The 17,267-nt window shown below is 49.1% G+C and carries 15 protein-coding genes and 2 pseudogenes; 16 read left to right on the top strand and 1 reads right to left on the bottom strand.

Features of this window, described 5'->3' with window-relative positions; genetic code table 11:
• Window positions 1-117: 117 nt before the first annotated feature.
• Both SD71_RS10335 and SD71_RS23050 read left to right on the top strand, forming a co-directional pair.
• Window positions 118-2,621 (top strand): annotated as a pseudogene (locus tag SD71_RS10335) (GH92 family glycosyl hydrolase).
• A complete protein-coding gene (locus SD71_RS23050; RefSeq protein WP_161793369.1) occupies window positions 2,533-4,266 on the top strand; it encodes an immunoglobulin-like domain-containing protein in 1,734 nt (577 codons plus the stop codon). The pseudogene SD71_RS10335 and the gene SD71_RS23050 overlap by 89 nt, the downstream one beginning before the upstream one ends.
• Window positions 4,267-4,525: 259 nt before the next feature.
• Here SD71_RS23050 and SD71_RS10345 read toward each other — a convergent pair whose 3' ends face one another.
• A complete protein-coding gene (locus tag SD71_RS10345; RefSeq protein ID WP_041062393.1) occupies window positions 4,526-5,296 on the bottom strand; it encodes a TetR/AcrR family transcriptional regulator in 771 nt (256 codons plus the stop codon).
• 130 nt (window positions 5,297-5,426) lie between these two features.
• Here SD71_RS10345 and SD71_RS10350 point away from each other — a divergent pair, with 130 nt between their 5' ends.
• The 14 genes and pseudogenes from SD71_RS10350 (at window position 5,427) to SD71_RS10405 (ending at window position 16,969) form a co-directional block, all read left to right on the top strand.
• Window positions 5,427-6,314 (top strand): daunorubicin resistance protein DrrA family ABC transporter ATP-binding protein, encoded by an 888-nt coding sequence (locus tag SD71_RS10350; protein ID WP_041062396.1) that lies wholly within the window; start codon window positions 5,427-5,429, stop codon window positions 6,312-6,314.
• Complete coding sequence (locus SD71_RS10355; protein ID WP_041062398.1) at window positions 6,311-7,099, top strand: ABC transporter permease; 789 nt, start codon at window positions 6,311-6,313, stop codon at window positions 7,097-7,099. Before SD71_RS10350 ends, SD71_RS10355 begins: the two co-directional genes overlap by 4 nt.
• Before the next feature lie 84 nt (window positions 7,100-7,183).
• On the top strand, window positions 7,184-7,339 hold the full coding sequence (locus tag SD71_RS23940; protein WP_161793370.1) for a hypothetical protein: 156 nt from the start codon (window positions 7,184-7,186) through the stop codon (window positions 7,337-7,339).
• Window positions 7,340-7,570: 231 nt separating this feature from the next.
• Complete coding sequence (locus SD71_RS10360) at window positions 7,571-8,248, top strand: Na-translocating system protein MpsC family protein (protein WP_041062401.1); 678 nt, start codon at window positions 7,571-7,573, stop codon at window positions 8,246-8,248.
• 92 nt (window positions 8,249-8,340) lie between these two features.
• Window positions 8,341-9,744 (top strand): alanine/glycine:cation symporter family protein, encoded by a 1,404-nt coding sequence (locus SD71_RS10365; RefSeq protein WP_041062404.1) that lies wholly within the window; start codon window positions 8,341-8,343, stop codon window positions 9,742-9,744.
• Between the two features lie 229 nt (window positions 9,745-9,973).
• Entirely contained in the window at window positions 9,974-10,783 is an 810-nt protein-coding gene (locus SD71_RS10370; protein ID WP_041062407.1) for a gluconate 2-dehydrogenase subunit 3 family protein, read from the top strand.
• A 19-nt stretch (window positions 10,784-10,802) separates the two neighbouring features.
• Entirely contained in the window at window positions 10,803-12,521 is a 1,719-nt protein-coding gene (locus SD71_RS10375; protein ID WP_041062410.1) for a GMC family oxidoreductase, read from the top strand.
• 7 nt (window positions 12,522-12,528) lie between these two features.
• Entirely contained in the window at window positions 12,529-13,260 is a 732-nt protein-coding gene (gene tatC / locus SD71_RS10380; protein WP_041062413.1) for a twin-arginine translocase subunit TatC, read from the top strand.
• Window positions 13,261-13,302: 42 nt separating this feature from the next.
• Complete coding sequence (locus SD71_RS10385) at window positions 13,303-13,518, top strand: twin-arginine translocase TatA/TatE family subunit (RefSeq protein ID WP_041062416.1); 216 nt, start codon at window positions 13,303-13,305, stop codon at window positions 13,516-13,518.
• 12 nt (window positions 13,519-13,530) lie between these two features.
• The gene (locus SD71_RS10390; protein ID WP_041062420.1) at window positions 13,531-13,956 is read left to right on the top strand and encodes a cupredoxin domain-containing protein; all 426 of its coding nucleotides are present in this window, start codon (window positions 13,531-13,533) and stop codon (window positions 13,954-13,956) included.
• Window positions 13,957-14,097: 141 nt separating this feature from the next.
• On the top strand, window positions 14,098-14,871 hold the full coding sequence (locus tag SD71_RS10395; RefSeq protein ID WP_041062423.1) for a Cof-type HAD-IIB family hydrolase: 774 nt from the start codon (window positions 14,098-14,100) through the stop codon (window positions 14,869-14,871).
• Between the two features lie 330 nt (window positions 14,872-15,201).
• Window positions 15,202-15,411: pseudogene (locus SD71_RS25895) on the top strand (Rieske 2Fe-2S domain-containing protein); the annotation flags it as partial.
• A 245-nt stretch (window positions 15,412-15,656) separates the two neighbouring features.
• Window positions 15,657-16,448, top strand: a complete 792-nt coding sequence (locus SD71_RS25900; RefSeq protein ID WP_326998736.1) for an SRPBCC family protein — start codon at window positions 15,657-15,659, stop codon at window positions 16,446-16,448.
• Complete coding sequence (locus SD71_RS10405) at window positions 16,445-16,969, top strand: 3-phenylpropionate/cinnamic acid dioxygenase subunit beta (protein ID WP_082034171.1); 525 nt, start codon at window positions 16,445-16,447, stop codon at window positions 16,967-16,969. Before SD71_RS25900 ends, SD71_RS10405 begins: the two co-directional genes overlap by 4 nt.
• Window positions 16,970-17,267 lie beyond the last annotated feature (298 nt).

Here is a 17,267-nt window from a genome sequence, read left to right on the forward strand (position 1 = left end):
CTTCATGAGCTCGGTGCAGTTGATCAGCATGGCGTCAAGTTGACTCCGCAAGATCAAGGGAACTCCAAGACGCTGTATAACAATCAATGGAACTTCAAAAAAGCTAAAATCGGTGAAGTGGCTTCCGGAAAAACAGTCAAGCGGATACTAATCGGTTACGATAATCCTGCGGCTGTTAACGGAAGCGCGTTCAAAGGAACCATCGATGACATTAAAATAGAGGGTAAACCTACGGCGAAAAGCTACTCCCGATTATCTGAATATACAGATATTCTTAGAGGGACTCAGGCCAACGGGACATTTTCCAGGGGAAATAACATTCCGGCGGTGGCTGTGCCGCATGGGTTTAATTTCTGGATTCCCAAAACAAATGCGAGCTCAGATTTCGGATACCGGTATCATGAGGCCAATAACGGCAACAATCTCCCGACGATTCAAGCGTTCACCTTAAGTCATGAGCCAAGTCCGTGGATGGGTGATCGCCAAACGTTCCATCTTATGCCCTCTGGTGCAGAAGGGACGCCAAACATCAGCCGTACTGCACGTGCTTTGCCATTCAAACATGCCAACGAAGTGGGCAAACCGTATTACTACGGAGTCACATTTGAGAATGGAATAAAAACGGAGTTTACGCCGACTGATCACGCTGCAATGTTCAGATTCACCTTTACCGGTAATACCGGGAACCTTATTTTTGACAATATGGATAACAGCGGCGGGCTCACACTAGACACAGCCACTGGCACTCTAACGGGATATTCGGACCGGAGAAGCGGCCTGTCGACCGGCGCAACGCGAATGTTTATCTATGCTGAAATCGACAAACCGGTAACAGCCGGCGGTAAGCTGACTGGCGGCGGCGGTGGCGGAGCTAATGTGCAGGGATATCTTAAATTCGACACATCGGTAGATAAAGTTGTCTCAATGAAAATTGCTACCTCTCTGATCAGCTTGGATCAAGCTAAGAGAAACTTACAACTGGAGATCTCAACTGGGGACACTTTCGAGACAGTGAAAGAAAGGGCTCAGACGCAGTGGGATCAAATTATGGGATTGATTCAGGTGGAAGGCGCGACAGAGGATCAGCTGGTCACTTTGTATTCCAACTTGTACCGGCTTTATCTGTACCCGAACTCTGCGTATGAAAATGTAGGTACAAACGCAGAGCCGGTATACAAGCATGCGGATCAAACACCGATTCAAAGCTGCGGAACAAGCACCGCGACGACTACATGCGCGCGGATCGTTGATGGCAAGACTTATGTGAACAACGGCTTCTGGGATACTTACCGTACCACATGGCCGGCATACACTTTGTTAACACCGAACAAGGCCGGTGAATTAATCGACGGATTCGTACAGCATTATCGTGACGGCGGCTGGATTTCGAGATGGTCTTCACCCGGATACGCCAACCTGATGGTGGGCACGAGCGCCAATGTCGCTTTTGCCGATGCGTATCTAAAAGGAGTCACCAACTTTGATGTGAAAAGCTTCTACGACTCGGCGTTAAAAGACGCCGCAGTGAATCCTCCTAATGCAAATGTAGGCAGAAAAGGCATTTCCACTTCCGTGTTCGACGGCTACACGAACACTGACACCGGTGAAGGTTTGTCATGGGCGATGGACGGATATATCAACGACTATGGCATTGCCAACCTGGCAAAGGCACTGGCGAAGAAAACGGATAAGAAGGATCCTATGAATCGCCAATATACGGACGATTCTGTGTATTACATGAATCGGGCACATAACTATATCAATATGTTCAACGCTGACGCAGGCTTCTTTATGGGCAGAACCCCAAGCGGAGATTGGAGATCCTCGCCGGCGGATTTCGATCCGAGAGAATGGGGAGGCGACTACACGGAAACGAATGCTTGGAATATGGCATTCCATGTTCCGCAAGACGGTGAGGGCTTGGCGAAGCTGTATGGCGGTAAAGCCCAGTTGGCTGCCAAATTGGATCAGTTCTTCAGCATCCCTGAAACTGCAGCGAATGTCGGTTCTTACGGTGGAGTCATCCACGAAATGAGAGAAGCCAGAGATGTAAGAATGGGGCAGTACGGACACAGCAATCAACCGTCTCATCACATCCCTTATATCTACAACTACGCCGATCAACCTTGGAAAACACAAGAAAAGGTACGCGAAGTATTAGACCGTCTTTATATCGGCAGTGAAATCGGTCAAGGGTATGCGGGCGACGAAGATAACGGCGAGATGTCCGCTGGTATATCTTCAGTTCGCTCGGCTTCTATCCTCTCAAAATGGGGAGTCCTGAATACACAATCGGTGCGCCATTATTCAAGAAAGCTACGATCAATCTTGACAACGGAAAGAAAATTGTCATCAACGCTCCGAATAACAGTAAACAAAACAAATATGTTCGCAGCTTGAAGGTGAACGGAGAGAGCCATGACAGCACGACATTGTCTCATTCTTTGCTGGCCCGGGGCGCCAGACTGGACTTTGAAATGGCAGCACAGCCTAGCTCATGGGGCGTTGAAGCTGAGGATGAAACAGAGGATCATGATGATCGTAACAAAGACAATGATGACAGCAGAAACAATGATAATAAACGCAAAAAAAGACGGGCCATTCCGGGATGCGACGGATAAATTGATCCCATCGGGAACAGCGGTGGCAACCGACAGCCAGAACAATGCGAATCTCGGGAATCTTTTCGACAACAACTCCAGAACGACCGTCAACTTCGCCAGCCAGACGCCATGGATCCAATATGAATTCCTAAGCGGCAAACGGGAAGCTGTTATGTATACATTGACTTCCGGTACAGCCGCCGGAGATCCGAAAAGCTGGGTGCTCCAGGGTTCTAATGACGGCTCCAAGTGGGATCTATTGGATGAGAGAAGCAATGAAAGCTTCCAGTGGAGATCTTTTACTCGTGCATTCTCAATTAAGAAATCGAAGCCGTACAGTTTCTATCGATTGGAAATTGTCACAAACAGCGGTGAAGCTGTTACTTCCTTGGCTGAGTTTGAGTTGATGGCCTACCCATCGGCTCCGCTGACCGACAACCAAGCAGTGGCAGAGACGATTTCAATATTATCTCTGGGCGATACCAGTGCCGTTAGAAAAAGTTTGAAGCTGCCTGTCGAGAACTTCGAATTCGGGACCAAGATCAGTTGGCAGAGCTCCGATACGGCTGTCATGACCCATGACGGCAGAATGGTGAAACGTCCCGCACAAGGAGAGCCGAACGCGCAGTTGACCTTCACTGCAACGGTAACCCGTGGAACTGTAACACAAACCAAGATCTTTGACGTCACAGTATTAGCAATCGATGCTGCCGATCTGGTCTATGAGGAAGGCATCGACTTCGCTACCGGATTGGAAGCGGGCGATGTGATGCCGAATTGGAACAACCAGGAAATCATAGCTAAAAACGTAGGAGAATTCTGTTGCGGCATAGGCGGATTAGAATCAATTCCGGGAACACCGGGGCGGGATAGCAGCACAGCGATACTCTATTCCGGCAGGGCCCTGGACGCGGTAGAGAATTATTCCTACAACGAGATGTTTGACGTGGACTTCGACATTAAGCCTACTACCGTGTTGTCTTACTGGGTACTTCCTCAAGCTAATTTCAACGGTGCCTTGGCTACAAGTAAGTATGTTTCGGTAGACCTGCATTTTACCGACGGTACGTATCTCCACGATCTTGGAGCCACGGATCAACATGGCATCGGACTGCATCCACAGCAGCAAGGAGCTGGCGGCAAGCTCATAGCGGACCAATGGAACTTGATTACGTCTGAGATAGGGCTGGTCGCTGCAGGGAAAACTGTAGATCGCGTTATGGTCTCTTTTAACGCTACCGGTCAAACCGGTCTGGGACGCGGATTCTTCGACGATATCAAGATTGAACACGCAAGCAGCAGCACCGCGCCGACATCGACCTTCACGGCTCTGCAAGGGCTGATCGCAGAAGCACAAGCCGTTCATGATGCCGCAATCGAAGGAAATCAAGAGGGCCAATATCCATCAGGGTCAAAGGCGGCACTTCAGGCGGAGATCACTCGGGCCGAAGAGATGTTCAACAACAAATCAGCTGCACAAGCGGATATCGATGTAGCTGCACAAAAGCTGGCCAGCGCCGTCGAAAAGTTCCGTGCAGCAGTAAATACGGGGTCGGTTCTGGAAACACCTCCAGGGGACTCGGCACCTGTGGAACAGGCACCAACAGATTCCGCAACTGGGGATTCGGGGCACGAAGCGCCGGCAACAGCTGACCCAATATGAACTGACCTAGAGCCAGAGGTTACACAGTAATAAGAATGCGGGAGGACTGGAGGCAAGCCGGGCAATTGTTTGACTCGGTCGGCTACGCGGTCATCAGGGAAGATTGGGAGAACAATAAGGTTACACCCATACCTTGGTTGATCGAATAATAGATGGATTAATATCCTGCAAAGGCTGCCGAGCTCCACTGATCGGCAGCCTTCTATGCTTTTTTTGAGCCGTTCTGCGCCCGCGATCCGCTGGGGCTGCAGACGGTTTTTTAGTTATCCGACGGCTTGGAGTTGAGGTAATGCTCTATGCCGTCCAGAATCCGCTCCAGGCCGAAATCAAAGTCGTTTCCGATGGTGAGATCTTCGTCGCTCTCGCCTGTATACGCACCGGACATAAAAACCGGATGCAAATGCGGAAAACGTTCCGCTGTGACCAGTTGTTTCAACGCGGCGCTGTAATCCGTTCCGCTGACAGCGCCCGGACTGGCGCCCGCCCGAATGGCACGTTCCATATCCCGAACCAACATGCCCGTCGCTCGCGCATAACTGCTTAACAGGAGGATTACGGACATTTTCTCACTGTTGTTCAGACAGAGTCCTTCCATCGCGCCAAGCGCCCAATCCACCATCCGAAGGTTGTTTGGCGTAATGGGGACGCCCATAATCGGTATATCTCCGAACCAAGGATGCTCCCGGAAGACCGTCATAGCTACTCGTACATATTTCCGCAGGCTTTCCCGCCAGTGCTCGCCTTCCGCCTTCTCGGGCAAATCTACGTGACTTACGGCTTCCTGCATGAGCAGCAGCAGGTCGTCCTTGCTGGGAATATACCTGTAAAGAGACATCGTAGTAAAACCCAAGGAAGCCGCAACCCGGTTCATGGAAACGGCGGCGAGCCCTTCCTTGTCAGCGATGGAAACCGCGGCATCCACGATTTGTTCTATGCTCATCTCACGCTTCGGCCCCCGCTGAGGCTGTTTGACGATCCCCCAGCTGAGCGCCACTCCGTGCGGCAGCTTTGCCTCGATTTCGCGATCCATTAGAATGCCCTCCTGTGTTTCCTCTGTCTCCTAATCTTAACCAAAAATAATCGTTGCAAGATAACTGTATACATAATATACTGTGTATGCAATATACTGTTTATCATATAAGCAGAAAGGGGATTGGAATATGGTGACTGCAATGATTGAGGTGAAAGGGCTGCGCAAAGCCTTCGGAGATCATGTCGTGTTGGACGGTATCGACCTGTCGGTTCCATCCGGAGCGATTTTTGCGCTTATTGGTCCGAATGGTGCAGGCAAGACGACGCTCATCCACATCCTTTCCACGCTTGTCGCTCCGGATTCGGGAAGCGTTCGCGTAGCAGGGCACGATGTCATAACCGATAAGGAAGGGGTTAAACAGTCCATCAGCCTGACGGGACAGTTCGCTGCCGTCGATGAGGTGTTAACCGCGGAAGAGAACCTACGCATGATGGGCCGGCTTTGCGGACTTACGGCAGCGGAAGCTCGCAGAAGAGCGATAGAACTGCTGGCCAGTTTCGACCTTACAGCCGCTGCGCACAAACGGGTGAAGACATATTCGGGGGGCATGCGCCGTCGCTTGGACTTGGCCCTGAGTCTCGTAGTGACCCGGCCGATCCTGTTCCTTGACGAGCCGACCACGGGTCTCGACACCCAAAGCAGGCGGGCGTTATGGAACGATATCCGGCAGCTTGCCGCGAAGGGTGTCACTGTTTTTCTAACCACGCAGTATTTAGAGGAAGCGGATCAATTGGCTGATGCTATCGCCGTCATCGCGGGCGGCCGCGTCGTGGCGCAGGGAACGGCGGATGAGCTCAAGTCGCGCGTCGGTGGAGACGTAGTCGAGCTTCGCGACGAGAATGACGAAATTATACGTGAAGTACCGACAGGCAGCAGCATCCGAGAAGTGAAAATGACGATCGATGAGTTGGTGCGCGCAGCGCCTGAGGGATCGCGCGTGAATATTCGCAGACCGAGTATGGAAGATGTATTCGTTGCCCTCACGACTAAGGAACTGGAGGAATCCGCAATATGAACTCTCTCATCAAACCGGCCAAATCGGCATCATTCGCCAGCACAAACGCGGTCTTCATTGGACGAAGCATACGTCACAGCGTTCGCAACACGGAGGCTTTGGTCATGGCCATCGCACTTCCAATCATGCTTATGCTGCTGTTCACCTACGTGTTTGGAGGAGCGATTCAGCCGGGCGGGCATTACGTAAACTACGTCGTACCGGGTATTATTCTGCTTTGCGCGGGATTCGGTTCCTCAAGCACCGCGGTGGACGTGGCTGGAGATATGACTAACGGCATTATCGACCGGTTTCGCACGATGCCAATAAGCAGCATGAGTGTTATAGTAGGCCACGTCATCGCGAGCCTCGTCCGCAACCTCGTGGCTACCGCCGTTGTAATCGGGGTCGCACTGCTCGTGGGGTTCCGCACAACTGCGGGTATTATGGAGTGGCTCGCTGCAGTCGGCGTGATCACCCTGTTCATTCTTACATTTACTTGGCTCTACGCGGCCATCGGCTTAGTGGCGGGGAGTCCGTCGGCCGCGAGCGGTTACGGATTTGCCCTGCTTTTTCTCCCCTATCTCTCCAGCGCATTCGTTCCGACAGACACGATGCCAACCTGGCTGCGCGGAGTCGCCGATAACCAGCCCATCACGCCGGTCATCGAAACGATCCGAGGGTTGCTCACGGGAACCCCAATCTCTGACGTCGCATGGTGGGCGGTCGGATGGTGCATGCTCATTCTTGTTGGATCTTACATTTGGGCATCTTGGGCTTTCAATAGGAAAGCAGGGCGGCGATAGCACCGGGTTTGTATAAATTTGCAATTATTACCTTACCATAATGAAGATCAATCCAATCTTTGTTATGGAGGAGGAAACGCAACGATGGATCAAGAAACTCAGACAGGTAAAATAAATGCTGAAAACGTACAAAAACAGCTTGATCAACTCGAACAGCAGAATGGTACGGATGAGAAGTACAAAAAAGGCAGTACGAATGAAGTTCAGCCGATTGCAAATGATGAAGGGATAACGCAATAGTCACCCCGCAGCATTTAAAAAAACGATCAGACCTGCCCATACGGCGGGTCTTTTTCGTGACGAGTCGCTGTATATGTACCGTTGCTTGGCAACCAGTTTCTCACGCGTATCCACTTCACATTTGCACTTTCCTCTGCCGCATATTCGAAGGGGGTCGTTTCTATTTATTGTAAAACGGGGTATTACATACACAAAGAAATTTCAAAAAACATTGACAGGGGTGGTGGATTCATGCTTATCACAAAAATCACAGACCAGATTTCCGCAGAGACACAAACATTACTCCGGAATTTAGGACTGATCCCCGAAGACATCACTGTCTCGTTAGATGAGCGATGCCTGACCATACAGTTACATCATTTATTTACATCCGCTCAAGAGACAATGGTCAGATTGGACCAACATGATATGCGTGCAACTCGGGATTTGATCGTCGATTACGTTATTCCGGACTTGGGCGATTTCATTAACAAAGTAAGCGGCATTAAGTTTGAAAGTATGTACTACGATTGGAACGACAGTGATTCATCCGGGCTTATAATCGGGTTGCCGCAAGGCAGCCGCTACCGCGAGCATGAAGACTATTATCCCGGCAAAGACGAAATTCACCGACAGGTTGCCAAGATTACTTACGATGTACAAAAAGTCCCGGACAGCATTTATTCATTCTGGACGGGAGACAATATGCTGGTAATTGTTCGGGAAGGACTCTTCATCAAGCTTGAGAAAGAGCTGATCAAGCTCGGGTTTACGGACGGTTTATGGACGGCCAAACGTACCCTCGAAAGACAAAGCTTCCTTTCGGAAGCCCAGGCCACGGCTATCCTGAAGCGAAAACATCGTGCCCTATATGTGGATTGGCAATTTGAATTAGACAAAAGTGCATTGGTCTATGCTTTTGATGGGTGAGTGTTTGCAACACGTCCTCATCAGGTAAAGATAATAAGGGCAGCTTCTTTTCTCCATTGCTGCAAAAAATCACATCAGCGAGGATCTCTTACATGACTGAATCACTTCAGGTAGCGATTAGCGGAATAAACGATTTTCTTTGGTCCAATTTGTTAATTGTGCTGCTTATCGCTCTCGGCTTTTATTTCACATCCAGATCGAAATTTTTACAAATTCGGATGTTCAGAGAAATGTTCAGACTTCTTATGGAGTCCAGAGGCGGCGCGCGCAATGACATCTCTCCATTCCAAGCATTCTGTATAAGTATGGCCGCCCGAGTGGGCACAGGTAATATAACGGGGGTTGCAATCGCTATTGGATTAGGCGGACCCGGGGCTGTATTCTGGATGTGGCTGATCGCCTTAATCGGTTCAGCTTCCAGCTATATAGAAAGCACGCTTGCGCAAATATATAAAGTTAGGGATGAGACGGGTTTTCGCGGAGGTCCTGCATATTATATGCAGTTCGGCTTGAATGCACGTTGGATGGGCGCATTGTTCGCGGTTCTGATCACGCTATCCTTCGGTCTTGTGTTTAACGCCGTGCAATCCAATACGATTACAATTGCTTTTCAAAATTCTTTCGGTACAAACCGTTTGACTGTCGGCTTGATCATGGCCGCGATATTCGCGGCTATTATCTTCGGCGGTGTAAAGCGTATTGCGAGAATTTCCGAATATATGGTCATTTTTATGGCCGCGCTCTACATTGGCGTTTCGTTATTTATTGTGCTGGCAAATATTACTGAAGTTCCTGGGATGTTCATGACGATCTTCAAACATGCGTTCGGCATTGAACAAGTGGCGGGCGGAACGCTTGGAGCCGCCATTCTGCAAGGAATCAAACGAGGCCTTTTCTCCAATGAAGCGGGTATGGGGAGCGCACCCAACGCCGCAGCAACCGCAACAACAAGCCATCCGGCCAAACAGGGACTAATTCAGGCTCTGGCTGTGCTCATAGATACGTTCGTGATTTGCAGCTGTACGGCTTTTATTATCCTGCTTTCCGATGCTTACGGCAGCACCGCCGCCGGCATCGAGCTTACACAATCGGCGCTGAGCACACATATCGGTTCTTGGGCATCCGGTTTTCTGGCGATCATGATTTTTCTGTTCGCGTTTAGTACGTTGATCGGGAATTACTATTATGGGGAGACCAATATTGATTTTCTAAAGTCCAATCGAACTTGGCTGTGGCTTTACCGATTCAGCGTTGTCGCTATGGTTATATTCGGATCCGTGGCAAAGGTACAGCTGGTGTGGGATTTGGCAGACGTGTTCATGGGCTTCATGGTTATCGTAAACCTGATTGCCATCACGTTGCTGTCAAAGATCGCCTTCGCTGCTCTCAATGACTATAACAAACAGAAAAAAGCAGGCAAAGACCCTGTGTTCACTAAACATAGCATCGAAGGCGTGCGTAACATTCAATGCTGGGACGACATCGAGCAAAAGTAAAAATTGAGCAGGAAAAGCTTCCGCTTAGCCTATATGGCTAGGCGTTTTTTTTTGTGTCTCATTTAAACTCCATTTTACGTACCTCCTATGCTCGGTTTATTTGGTGTCATAGCTGTCGCTCGGCTACATATGTATTTTAATACAATGCACCAATCGACAGATGGCTTCGGATTACGACAGCTTGACCAAAGTAATCGTTGCAGACTGAACTCTGAAGGAGGAGTGTAATGTGTCTGAACAAGACGCGAAACCGCAGAACGCTGCAAGGCGCACGTTTCTCAAACAGTCTGGTATTGCATTAGGAGGTGTTGTGGTCGGGGGAGTTGTCGGAGGCGTCCTGCTTAGGCCAAAGCCGCAGGTGAAAGTGGAAACGAAGGTTGAAACCAAAGTGGAAGAAAAAGTCGTTGAAAAAGTGGTTGAGAAAGAAGTGGAAAAGATTGTCCCGCAACCGGTTTACTACCATCAGGCTCTCATGTTTTTCAGCTTGGAGCAGTTCGCGATCGCGGAAGCGGCTGCCGAACGCATTTTCCCGCAAGACGATTCGGGTCCCGGAGCCAAAGAGCTGGGAGCTGCTTTTTACATCGATCATCAACTGGCCGGGCCTTGGGGAAATAATTCCAGGGATTATATGATGGGGCCGTTCCCCAAGGCAGAGCCAACTCAAGGCATGCAGACGCGGCTCACGCGCAAGGAGATTTTCGCCATTGGCCTGCAAGGTCTGCAAGATTACAGCATGCAGAAATATAAGAAAGGGTTCGCAGATTTATCCGCGGCGGAGCAGGATGAGGTGTTAAAAGTTTTCGAAGCCGGTGAAGCGGTACAGCTGGAGGGAACATCGACGTCCGCGTTCTTTGGCCTGCTGCGCACTGGAACCCTGGAAGGCATATATTCCGATCCGCTTTACGGCGGCAACAAAGATATGCAGGGCTGGAAAATGAAACGATACCCCGGCAACCAACCGAGCTATTTCAACGACATTGAGAAAGACGGCTTCATCGTAATAGAGCCCAAAAGTCTTCACGATCATCTGAATCATTGATAATGGGGGCGATCTGAATATGGCGACCAAACTGCCGAAAGTACCCGTACTTATTGTGGGCCTGGGCTGGGCCGGCGGCATCATTGCCTCAGAGTTGACGAAAGCCGGTCACAAAGTCGTTGCTTTGGAGCGGGGTAAACGGGCGAAGTTAGAAGATTACTATGCCATGCATGATGAAGTACGTTACGCCTTGCGGCATGATATGATGCAGGATTTATCCAAAGAGACGATCACGTTCCGGAATAACGATAAAATGACGGCGCTGCCAATGCGGACATACGGTTCATTTTTACCTGGGGACGGCGTGGGAGGAGCGGGGAAACACTGGAACGGCGTATCCGTTCGCTTTCTTCCGTACGATTTTGAAATTTACTCCAAAACGGTGGAACGCTACGGAAAAAAGAAAATACCGGCCGGAATGACCATTCAAGATTGGGGTATTAAATGGGAAGAAATAGAACCGTATTTCGATAAATATGAGAAAATGGCGGGAATCTCGGGAGATGCCGAACAGAATCCGATGATCGGAAAACGCTCGAATCCTTACCCGACACCGCCGATGAAACAAACACCCAGCATGAAATTGTTTATGGAGGCGGCAAAAAAGCTAGGCTACAACCCGTATAACGGTCCCTCCGCCAATCTGTCCCAGCCGTATAAAAATCCGGACGGAATTGAACGTGCCGCATGCCAATATTGTGCGTACTGCGAACGTTTCGGCTGCGAATACGGTGCTAAAGCAGATCCCGTCGTAACGGTAATCCCCGTAGCCGAAAAGACCGGAAAGCTCGAAACCCGTACCCATTCTAACGTGCTTAGAGTGCTTCACAAAGGCAAGAAGGCAACCGGCGTCGTGTATCTAAACACCTTAACCGGTGAAGAATTCGAACAGCCGGCAGACCTTGTCATCATGACGAGCTATGTACTCAACAACGTGAAACTTTTGCTGATCTCCCAAATGGGGAAACCCTACGATCCTGCGACCGGCACCGGTGTCATCGGCAAAAATTACGCTTATCAAACCGGCGGAGGAGCGACCGGATTCTTCGAAGATAAGGAGTTTAACAGCTACATGGGTGCCGGTGCGCTCGGTGTATGCCTGGATGACTTTAACGGTGATAACTTTGACCACTCGGATCTGAAGTTTATTCATGGCGGCAATATCCGTCACGCCCAAAGCGGCAGCCGGCCGATCGCTAACAACACGGTGCCGTCCGGAACGCCTTCTTGGGGGGCGGAGTTTAAAAAAGCTTCATTAAAATACAGCTATCGTACCCTTTCGGTCAGCGGCCAAGGCTCCAATATGCCATGGCGGCATCACTATCTCGACTTGGATCCGACATACAAAGACGTATATGGACTGCCGCTTCTTCGCATGACATATGATTTCGAAGAGCAGGATCGCGAGATGGGTAAGTTTTTGGCGGCAAAGAGTTCAGAAATACTTAAGGAAATGGGTGCCACCAGTACTGTCCCTGGCCGGGACTTAACATCGTATAATATCACCCCTTATCAGTCCACACACAATACCGGCGGAGTTATCATGGGAGCAGATCCTAAATCTTCAGCGGTCAACAACTATTTGCAAATGTGGGATTATGAGAATATGTTCGTCGTCGGGGCATCGGCATTCGCTCATAACAGCGGCTACAATCCAACGGCTACGGTCGGTGCGCTGGCCTACAGAGCTGCCGAAGGAGCTTTGAAATATTTAAAACAAGGCGGATCACTGGTGTGAGGTAATTATGGAGTCCCCTATCGATTCCTTAGAGCATCTGACGGAGTTAAGAAAACGGATCATTATCGTCCTTGTTATTTTTGTTCTTTCCTTGGCTGTCGGCTTCTACTTGTCGCCTAAAATTCTTCTGATCATTAAGGAGCAGCCCGCAGCCGTCAACATTGTGTGGAATGTCTTTTCGTTAACAGACGGTATATTTCTTTACTTAAAATGTGCCCTGATTATTGCCCTTTTGGTTACTTTACCGGTCATGCTCCTCCAGATTTGGATATTTGTCAGACCTGGTCTTACAGAATTCGAGGCTAAAGGTTTGGTTTGGTTTGTGCCAATGTCTTTTGGGCTTGTTTTAATGGGTGTTTCCTTCGGTTACTTCGTCGTCTTTCCCATGATGGTGAAATTCATGAGCACGATAAACGAAAGCATCGGAGCGGTTGAAACTTATGGAATAGACCGATTTTTTTCCTTACTGTTCAATGTACTGCTGCCGCTTAGCATCGCGTTTCAAATGCCGGTCGTCACTTTGTTTCTGACGAAACTCGGGATCATCAATCCGCTGAGGCTGAAGAAATTTAGAAAGAAGACATACTTCATTCTTGTGATCGCAGGTACAATGATATCCCCGCCCGATTACATCTCTCACATCTTGGTCACCATTCCGCTTATCTTGCTCTATGAAGTCAGCATTTTCTTTTCCGGCTGGTACTTGCGAAAAAAAGCGAAGCTCGCGTTGCAGGCCTGATTACATTGGGGATACAACGCAAGTCACGGGGAGGTAAGCCGCATGTTCAGCAATATCGGAGTTTCCGGCTTAGTCATTATTCTGATTATAGCTTTGGTGCTGTTTGGTCCATCTAAACTTCCGCAATTGGGGAGAGCCGTCGGTGATACTTTGCGTGAGTTTCGGAATTCCACTAAAACGGTTATGGAGGATCATTCAGATAGTGACAACGCCGAGAAAAAGCTTATTGACAACAAAAATGTCGAGGAACGTGCTTAGGAGGCTTTTCAAATGAAACGGATAACGGCTTTGGTGTTATTTCTCTCGCTTTTATTGTCAGGCTGTGGAGGCAGCAACGAGAATTCTTCAAATCCTACGCAGGGTGCTTCGGAAGCTGACTCACCGTCTTCTTCGCAGCCCGCCTCTCAGGCTTCGCCTCAGCCGGCCGATAATGGAGTGAGGGAAATCAAAGTAACGGCGTCGAATTTCGAGTTTGATCAAAAGGAAATACGTGTGAAGAAGGGAGAAAAGATAAAGCTGACATTTGAAAGTAAGGAAGGAGCTCACGGCTTTTCGATTCCTGATTTAAACATCGACTTAAAAGAGCCGGGAAGTGTTGAATTCATAGCAGATCAAGCCGGAGAGTTTCCGTTCGCATGCTCGGTCATATGCGGTGCCGGCCATTCTAAAATGACGGGGACATTCATTGTAGAATAGACCTTAAGGTAACTTTGGTTTCAGAGCAGTTCGTGGCGTTTCCGCCATGACTGTACTTATTTTTTCAGCTGGAGCATCCCGCATCTCCGTTAGCCAGCTATGTTATAGTAAAGGGAAATACAAGCAGAAGCTGGAGGACACATGACGGGAAAACTGATTTTTTTCGATATTGACGGTACTCTGCTCGACCATGACAAACAATTGCCCGAATCGACGATAGACGCCGTTCACCAGCTAAAGCAAAAGGGCCACCAAGTAGCCATTGCTACCGGCAGAGCTCCATTCATGTTCAAAGAAATTCGAGAGCGGCTAGGTATTGACTCTTACGTAAGCTATAACGGTCAATATGTGGAGTGGGAAAATAAAACGATCTACAGAAATCCCATTGACACCGATCTGCTTGAGAAACTGACCGATTATGCCGATCAGCATGGACATCCCCTGGTGTACATGGACCTTGAGACGATGAAAAGCAGCGCTGAGTTTCATGTTCATATTCAAGAGAGCATCGCTACGCTTAAGGCGCCTCATCCGGCGTATGATCCAGATTACTTCCGGGGCAGGGATATTTTCCAAGGGTTAGTTTTCTGTACGATCGGGGAGGAGCCTCTTTACCGTGAGCGGTTCCCGAATTTGGACTTCATTCGGTGGCATCAGTTTTCCATGGATGTGCTGCCGCTTGGAGGGTCCAAAGCAAAAGGCATTGAAGTGGCGCTGAATAAACTAGGCATTGCTAAAGAAGATATCTACGCGTTCGGCGATTATTTGAATGACATCGAGATGCTTCAATATGCCGGCACCAGCGTTGCCATGGGGAATGCGCCGGACATCGTTAAGCGTGCGGCCACACATGTTACCAAGGACGTCAGTGAAGACGGCATCCTTCATGGTTTGCGTATGGTGGGATTGTTGTAGGTCAAGGTGCTTGGTTATTCAAGAGGAGCGCTATAGGCTCCTCTTTTTTGCTTTTCCAGCATTCATTTCCCGTATAGAGGAAAAACCGTCTTGAATATAAAAAGGCGGGGGCTTACTATAAAATAAGAGCGCTTACATCAATGATATTGCAAGCGTTGCAACTATACTTAATAAACCCGTTTATAGGTTCCCAACGATCCACTTTATTGATGAGGGGTGCTCGCTATGATAAAAAGACATCTTGATGAAGCCGCCGTACAAACCTTGAAGGAAAAGATGAGTCAAGGACTATTCCCGCAATGGGTGCTGACGGATCCCGACGTGTATCTGATGGAGCTTGAACAAATATTCGGCAAGACCTGGCAGTTTTTAGCTCATGAAACCGAACTTAAGGAGACTGGGGATTATATTACAAGATGGCTTGTTAACGATCCCGTCTTGCTGATCAAAAACGGTGAGGGCAAGATTAAGGCCTTTTTAAATTCATGTACACATCGCGGAACGCAGCTATGTACTGCAGACCGCGGTAATAAGAAAACATTCACATGCCCTTATCATGGCTGGAGCTACAACCGTGACGGGCAGCTGATCGGCATCGTTGCCGGGGATAAGGTTTACGGTGAGGAAATGACCAAATCGGAATGGGGATTGAAAGAAATTCCGAAGGTCGCTTCGTATCAGGGGATGATTTTCGGTAACCTCGATCCCAATGCGGAATCTCTCGAAGATTATTTGGGAGATATGAATGGTATTTCGATATTCTTCTCGGCAGAGGCGACGGGGGCATGGAGGTCATCGGCCTTCCTCAACGCTGGGTCGCCAAGGCCAACTGGAAAGCGACACAGGAGAATTTCTCAGCCGACCCCTATCATGTTCAAACCACCCACCGCTCAACCGTTGAAATGGGCATCAGCCCGGAAGATCCGTTATATGCCGGTTATGGCCACCAGGTGGTCATGCAGAACGGGCACGGACTGAATGTCATCACATCTAAAACGGGCCGTTCCAGAGCGCCTTACCAGGGTATGCCCGAATCAATGTGGCCGATGTTTCAGCGTAATTTGAAGCCGGAGCAGGATGATATTTTATCGAGGACCACTGTATTCGTTGGCGGAGTGTATCCGAACTTATCGTTTGTCAGCCCGATTCATGGTACGGAGGGGCATTTGCATAATTATTTGAATTTTCGGGTATGGCGCCCTTTGGCTCCTGATAAGGTTGAAGTATGGTGCTGGTTTATGATCGATAAAGCGGCTCCGGAGGAATACAAAAAGGCAGCCTACAAAGGGTACTTGGGCTCATTCGGTGTTTCCGGCACGCTGGAACAGGACGATACCGAAACTTGGGCGCGCATCGTCGAGGTAAGCGGCGGGCTGATGATGCGGGACAAACAGCTGAACTACAATAATGTGAGCAATTACCTGATGGGCTTCAGTCATGTTGAGCCCGATCCGACATTCGCAGGCCCGGGTACGGCCTACCCCACCACGTATATTGATGCTCTCTCTAGAAGCATTCATGAACGCTGGCTCGAATTATTAACGAAGGATTTGATAATCGAGGGGGCGAGCAAATGAGTTCGGAAACGAAAACACGAATTCTTCCTGAGATCCAAATAGAGATTGCGGATTTTCTCTATCGGGAAGCATATCTGTTGGACCATCGGATGTATAAGGAATGGCTTGATTTACTATCGGAAGACATCGTCTATCGGATGCCGATGCGGGAAACGGTTGAGGGCGTGGGAGTAGATAACGTTGCATCTGATTCCGCTTTTTTCGATGAATCCAAGGCCGCTCTTACAACACGGGTGAATAGATATTATACCAAATCCGCATGGGTGGAAAATCCGGCAACACGGCAGCGGCACTTCATCAGTAACATCCGAGTAGAGTCCGGGTCAGGGCCCGACGAGTACAAGGTTGTGAGTTATTTCCTATATAAACGCAGTAGAGGATCCCATCCAGAGATCGAAGAGATGCTCGGCGAACGTCACGACACGATCAAGCGGGTCAACGGGGATTGGAAGATTGCATCGCGAATCATCATCCCGGATCAAACGGTAATCACAACGATGAACATGAGTATGTTTCTATAATACCGAAACGAAAAGAACCCTCGATCGAGGGTTCTTTTCAATCTTTTTGACCACTCACGCAGGAGATGCAGGCAGTAGTGGTGTAATATTTGAAGGTGCTATTTACCCAATACAAGTTTCATTGAAACGCATATTGGTAAAATTTCTGAAAAAAATTGTTGACGTCCGACAACGGGCATTCTATAATATGGACAAGGAAGAAATTATTACATAATAGAACAAGGATTTGAAAAAGCTTTGCAATTGACCTGCACTTCACTCTCTTTGACAGAGGAGGAGAGAGGATAAACCCGCTGAA

Source organism: Cohnella kolymensis (assembly GCF_000829465.1).
Taxonomy (GTDB): domain Bacteria; phylum Bacillota; class Bacilli; order Paenibacillales; family Paenibacillaceae; genus Cohnella; species Cohnella kolymensis.

What these genes read in the sequence shown, in the direction of transcription:
- SD71_RS23050 (WP_161793369.1), top strand. Translation starts at nt 2,533, where the DNA reads ATGATGATCGTAACAAAGACAATGATGACAGCAGAAACAATGATAATA.
- SD71_RS10345 (WP_041062393.1), bottom strand. Translation starts at nt 5,296, where the DNA reads ATGGATCGCGAAATCGAGGCAAAGCTGCCGCACGGAGTGGCGCTCAGC.
- SD71_RS10350 (WP_041062396.1), top strand. Translation starts at nt 5,427, where the DNA reads ATGGTGACTGCAATGATTGAGGTGAAAGGGCTGCGCAAAGCCTTCGGA.
- SD71_RS10355 (WP_041062398.1), top strand. Translation starts at nt 6,311, where the DNA reads ATGAACTCTCTCATCAAACCGGCCAAATCGGCATCATTCGCCAGCACA.
- SD71_RS23940 (WP_161793370.1), top strand. Translation starts at nt 7,184, where the DNA reads ATGGATCAAGAAACTCAGACAGGTAAAATAAATGCTGAAAACGTACAA.
- SD71_RS10360 (WP_041062401.1), top strand. Translation starts at nt 7,571, where the DNA reads ATGCTTATCACAAAAATCACAGACCAGATTTCCGCAGAGACACAAACA.
- SD71_RS10365 (WP_041062404.1), top strand. Translation starts at nt 8,341, where the DNA reads ATGACTGAATCACTTCAGGTAGCGATTAGCGGAATAAACGATTTTCTT.
- SD71_RS10375 (WP_041062410.1), top strand. Translation starts at nt 10,803, where the DNA reads ATGGCGACCAAACTGCCGAAAGTACCCGTACTTATTGTGGGCCTGGGC.
- tatC (WP_041062413.1), top strand. Translation starts at nt 12,529, where the DNA reads ATGGAGTCCCCTATCGATTCCTTAGAGCATCTGACGGAGTTAAGAAAA.
- SD71_RS10385 (WP_041062416.1), top strand. Translation starts at nt 13,303, where the DNA reads ATGTTCAGCAATATCGGAGTTTCCGGCTTAGTCATTATTCTGATTATA.
- SD71_RS10390 (WP_041062420.1), top strand. Translation starts at nt 13,531, where the DNA reads ATGAAACGGATAACGGCTTTGGTGTTATTTCTCTCGCTTTTATTGTCA.
- SD71_RS10395 (WP_041062423.1), top strand. Translation starts at nt 14,098, where the DNA reads ATGACGGGAAAACTGATTTTTTTCGATATTGACGGTACTCTGCTCGAC.
- SD71_RS25900 (WP_326998736.1), top strand. Translation starts at nt 15,657, where the DNA reads ATGGAGGTCATCGGCCTTCCTCAACGCTGGGTCGCCAAGGCCAACTGG.
- SD71_RS10405 (WP_082034171.1), top strand. Translation starts at nt 16,445, where the DNA reads ATGAGTTCGGAAACGAAAACACGAATTCTTCCTGAGATCCAAATAGAG.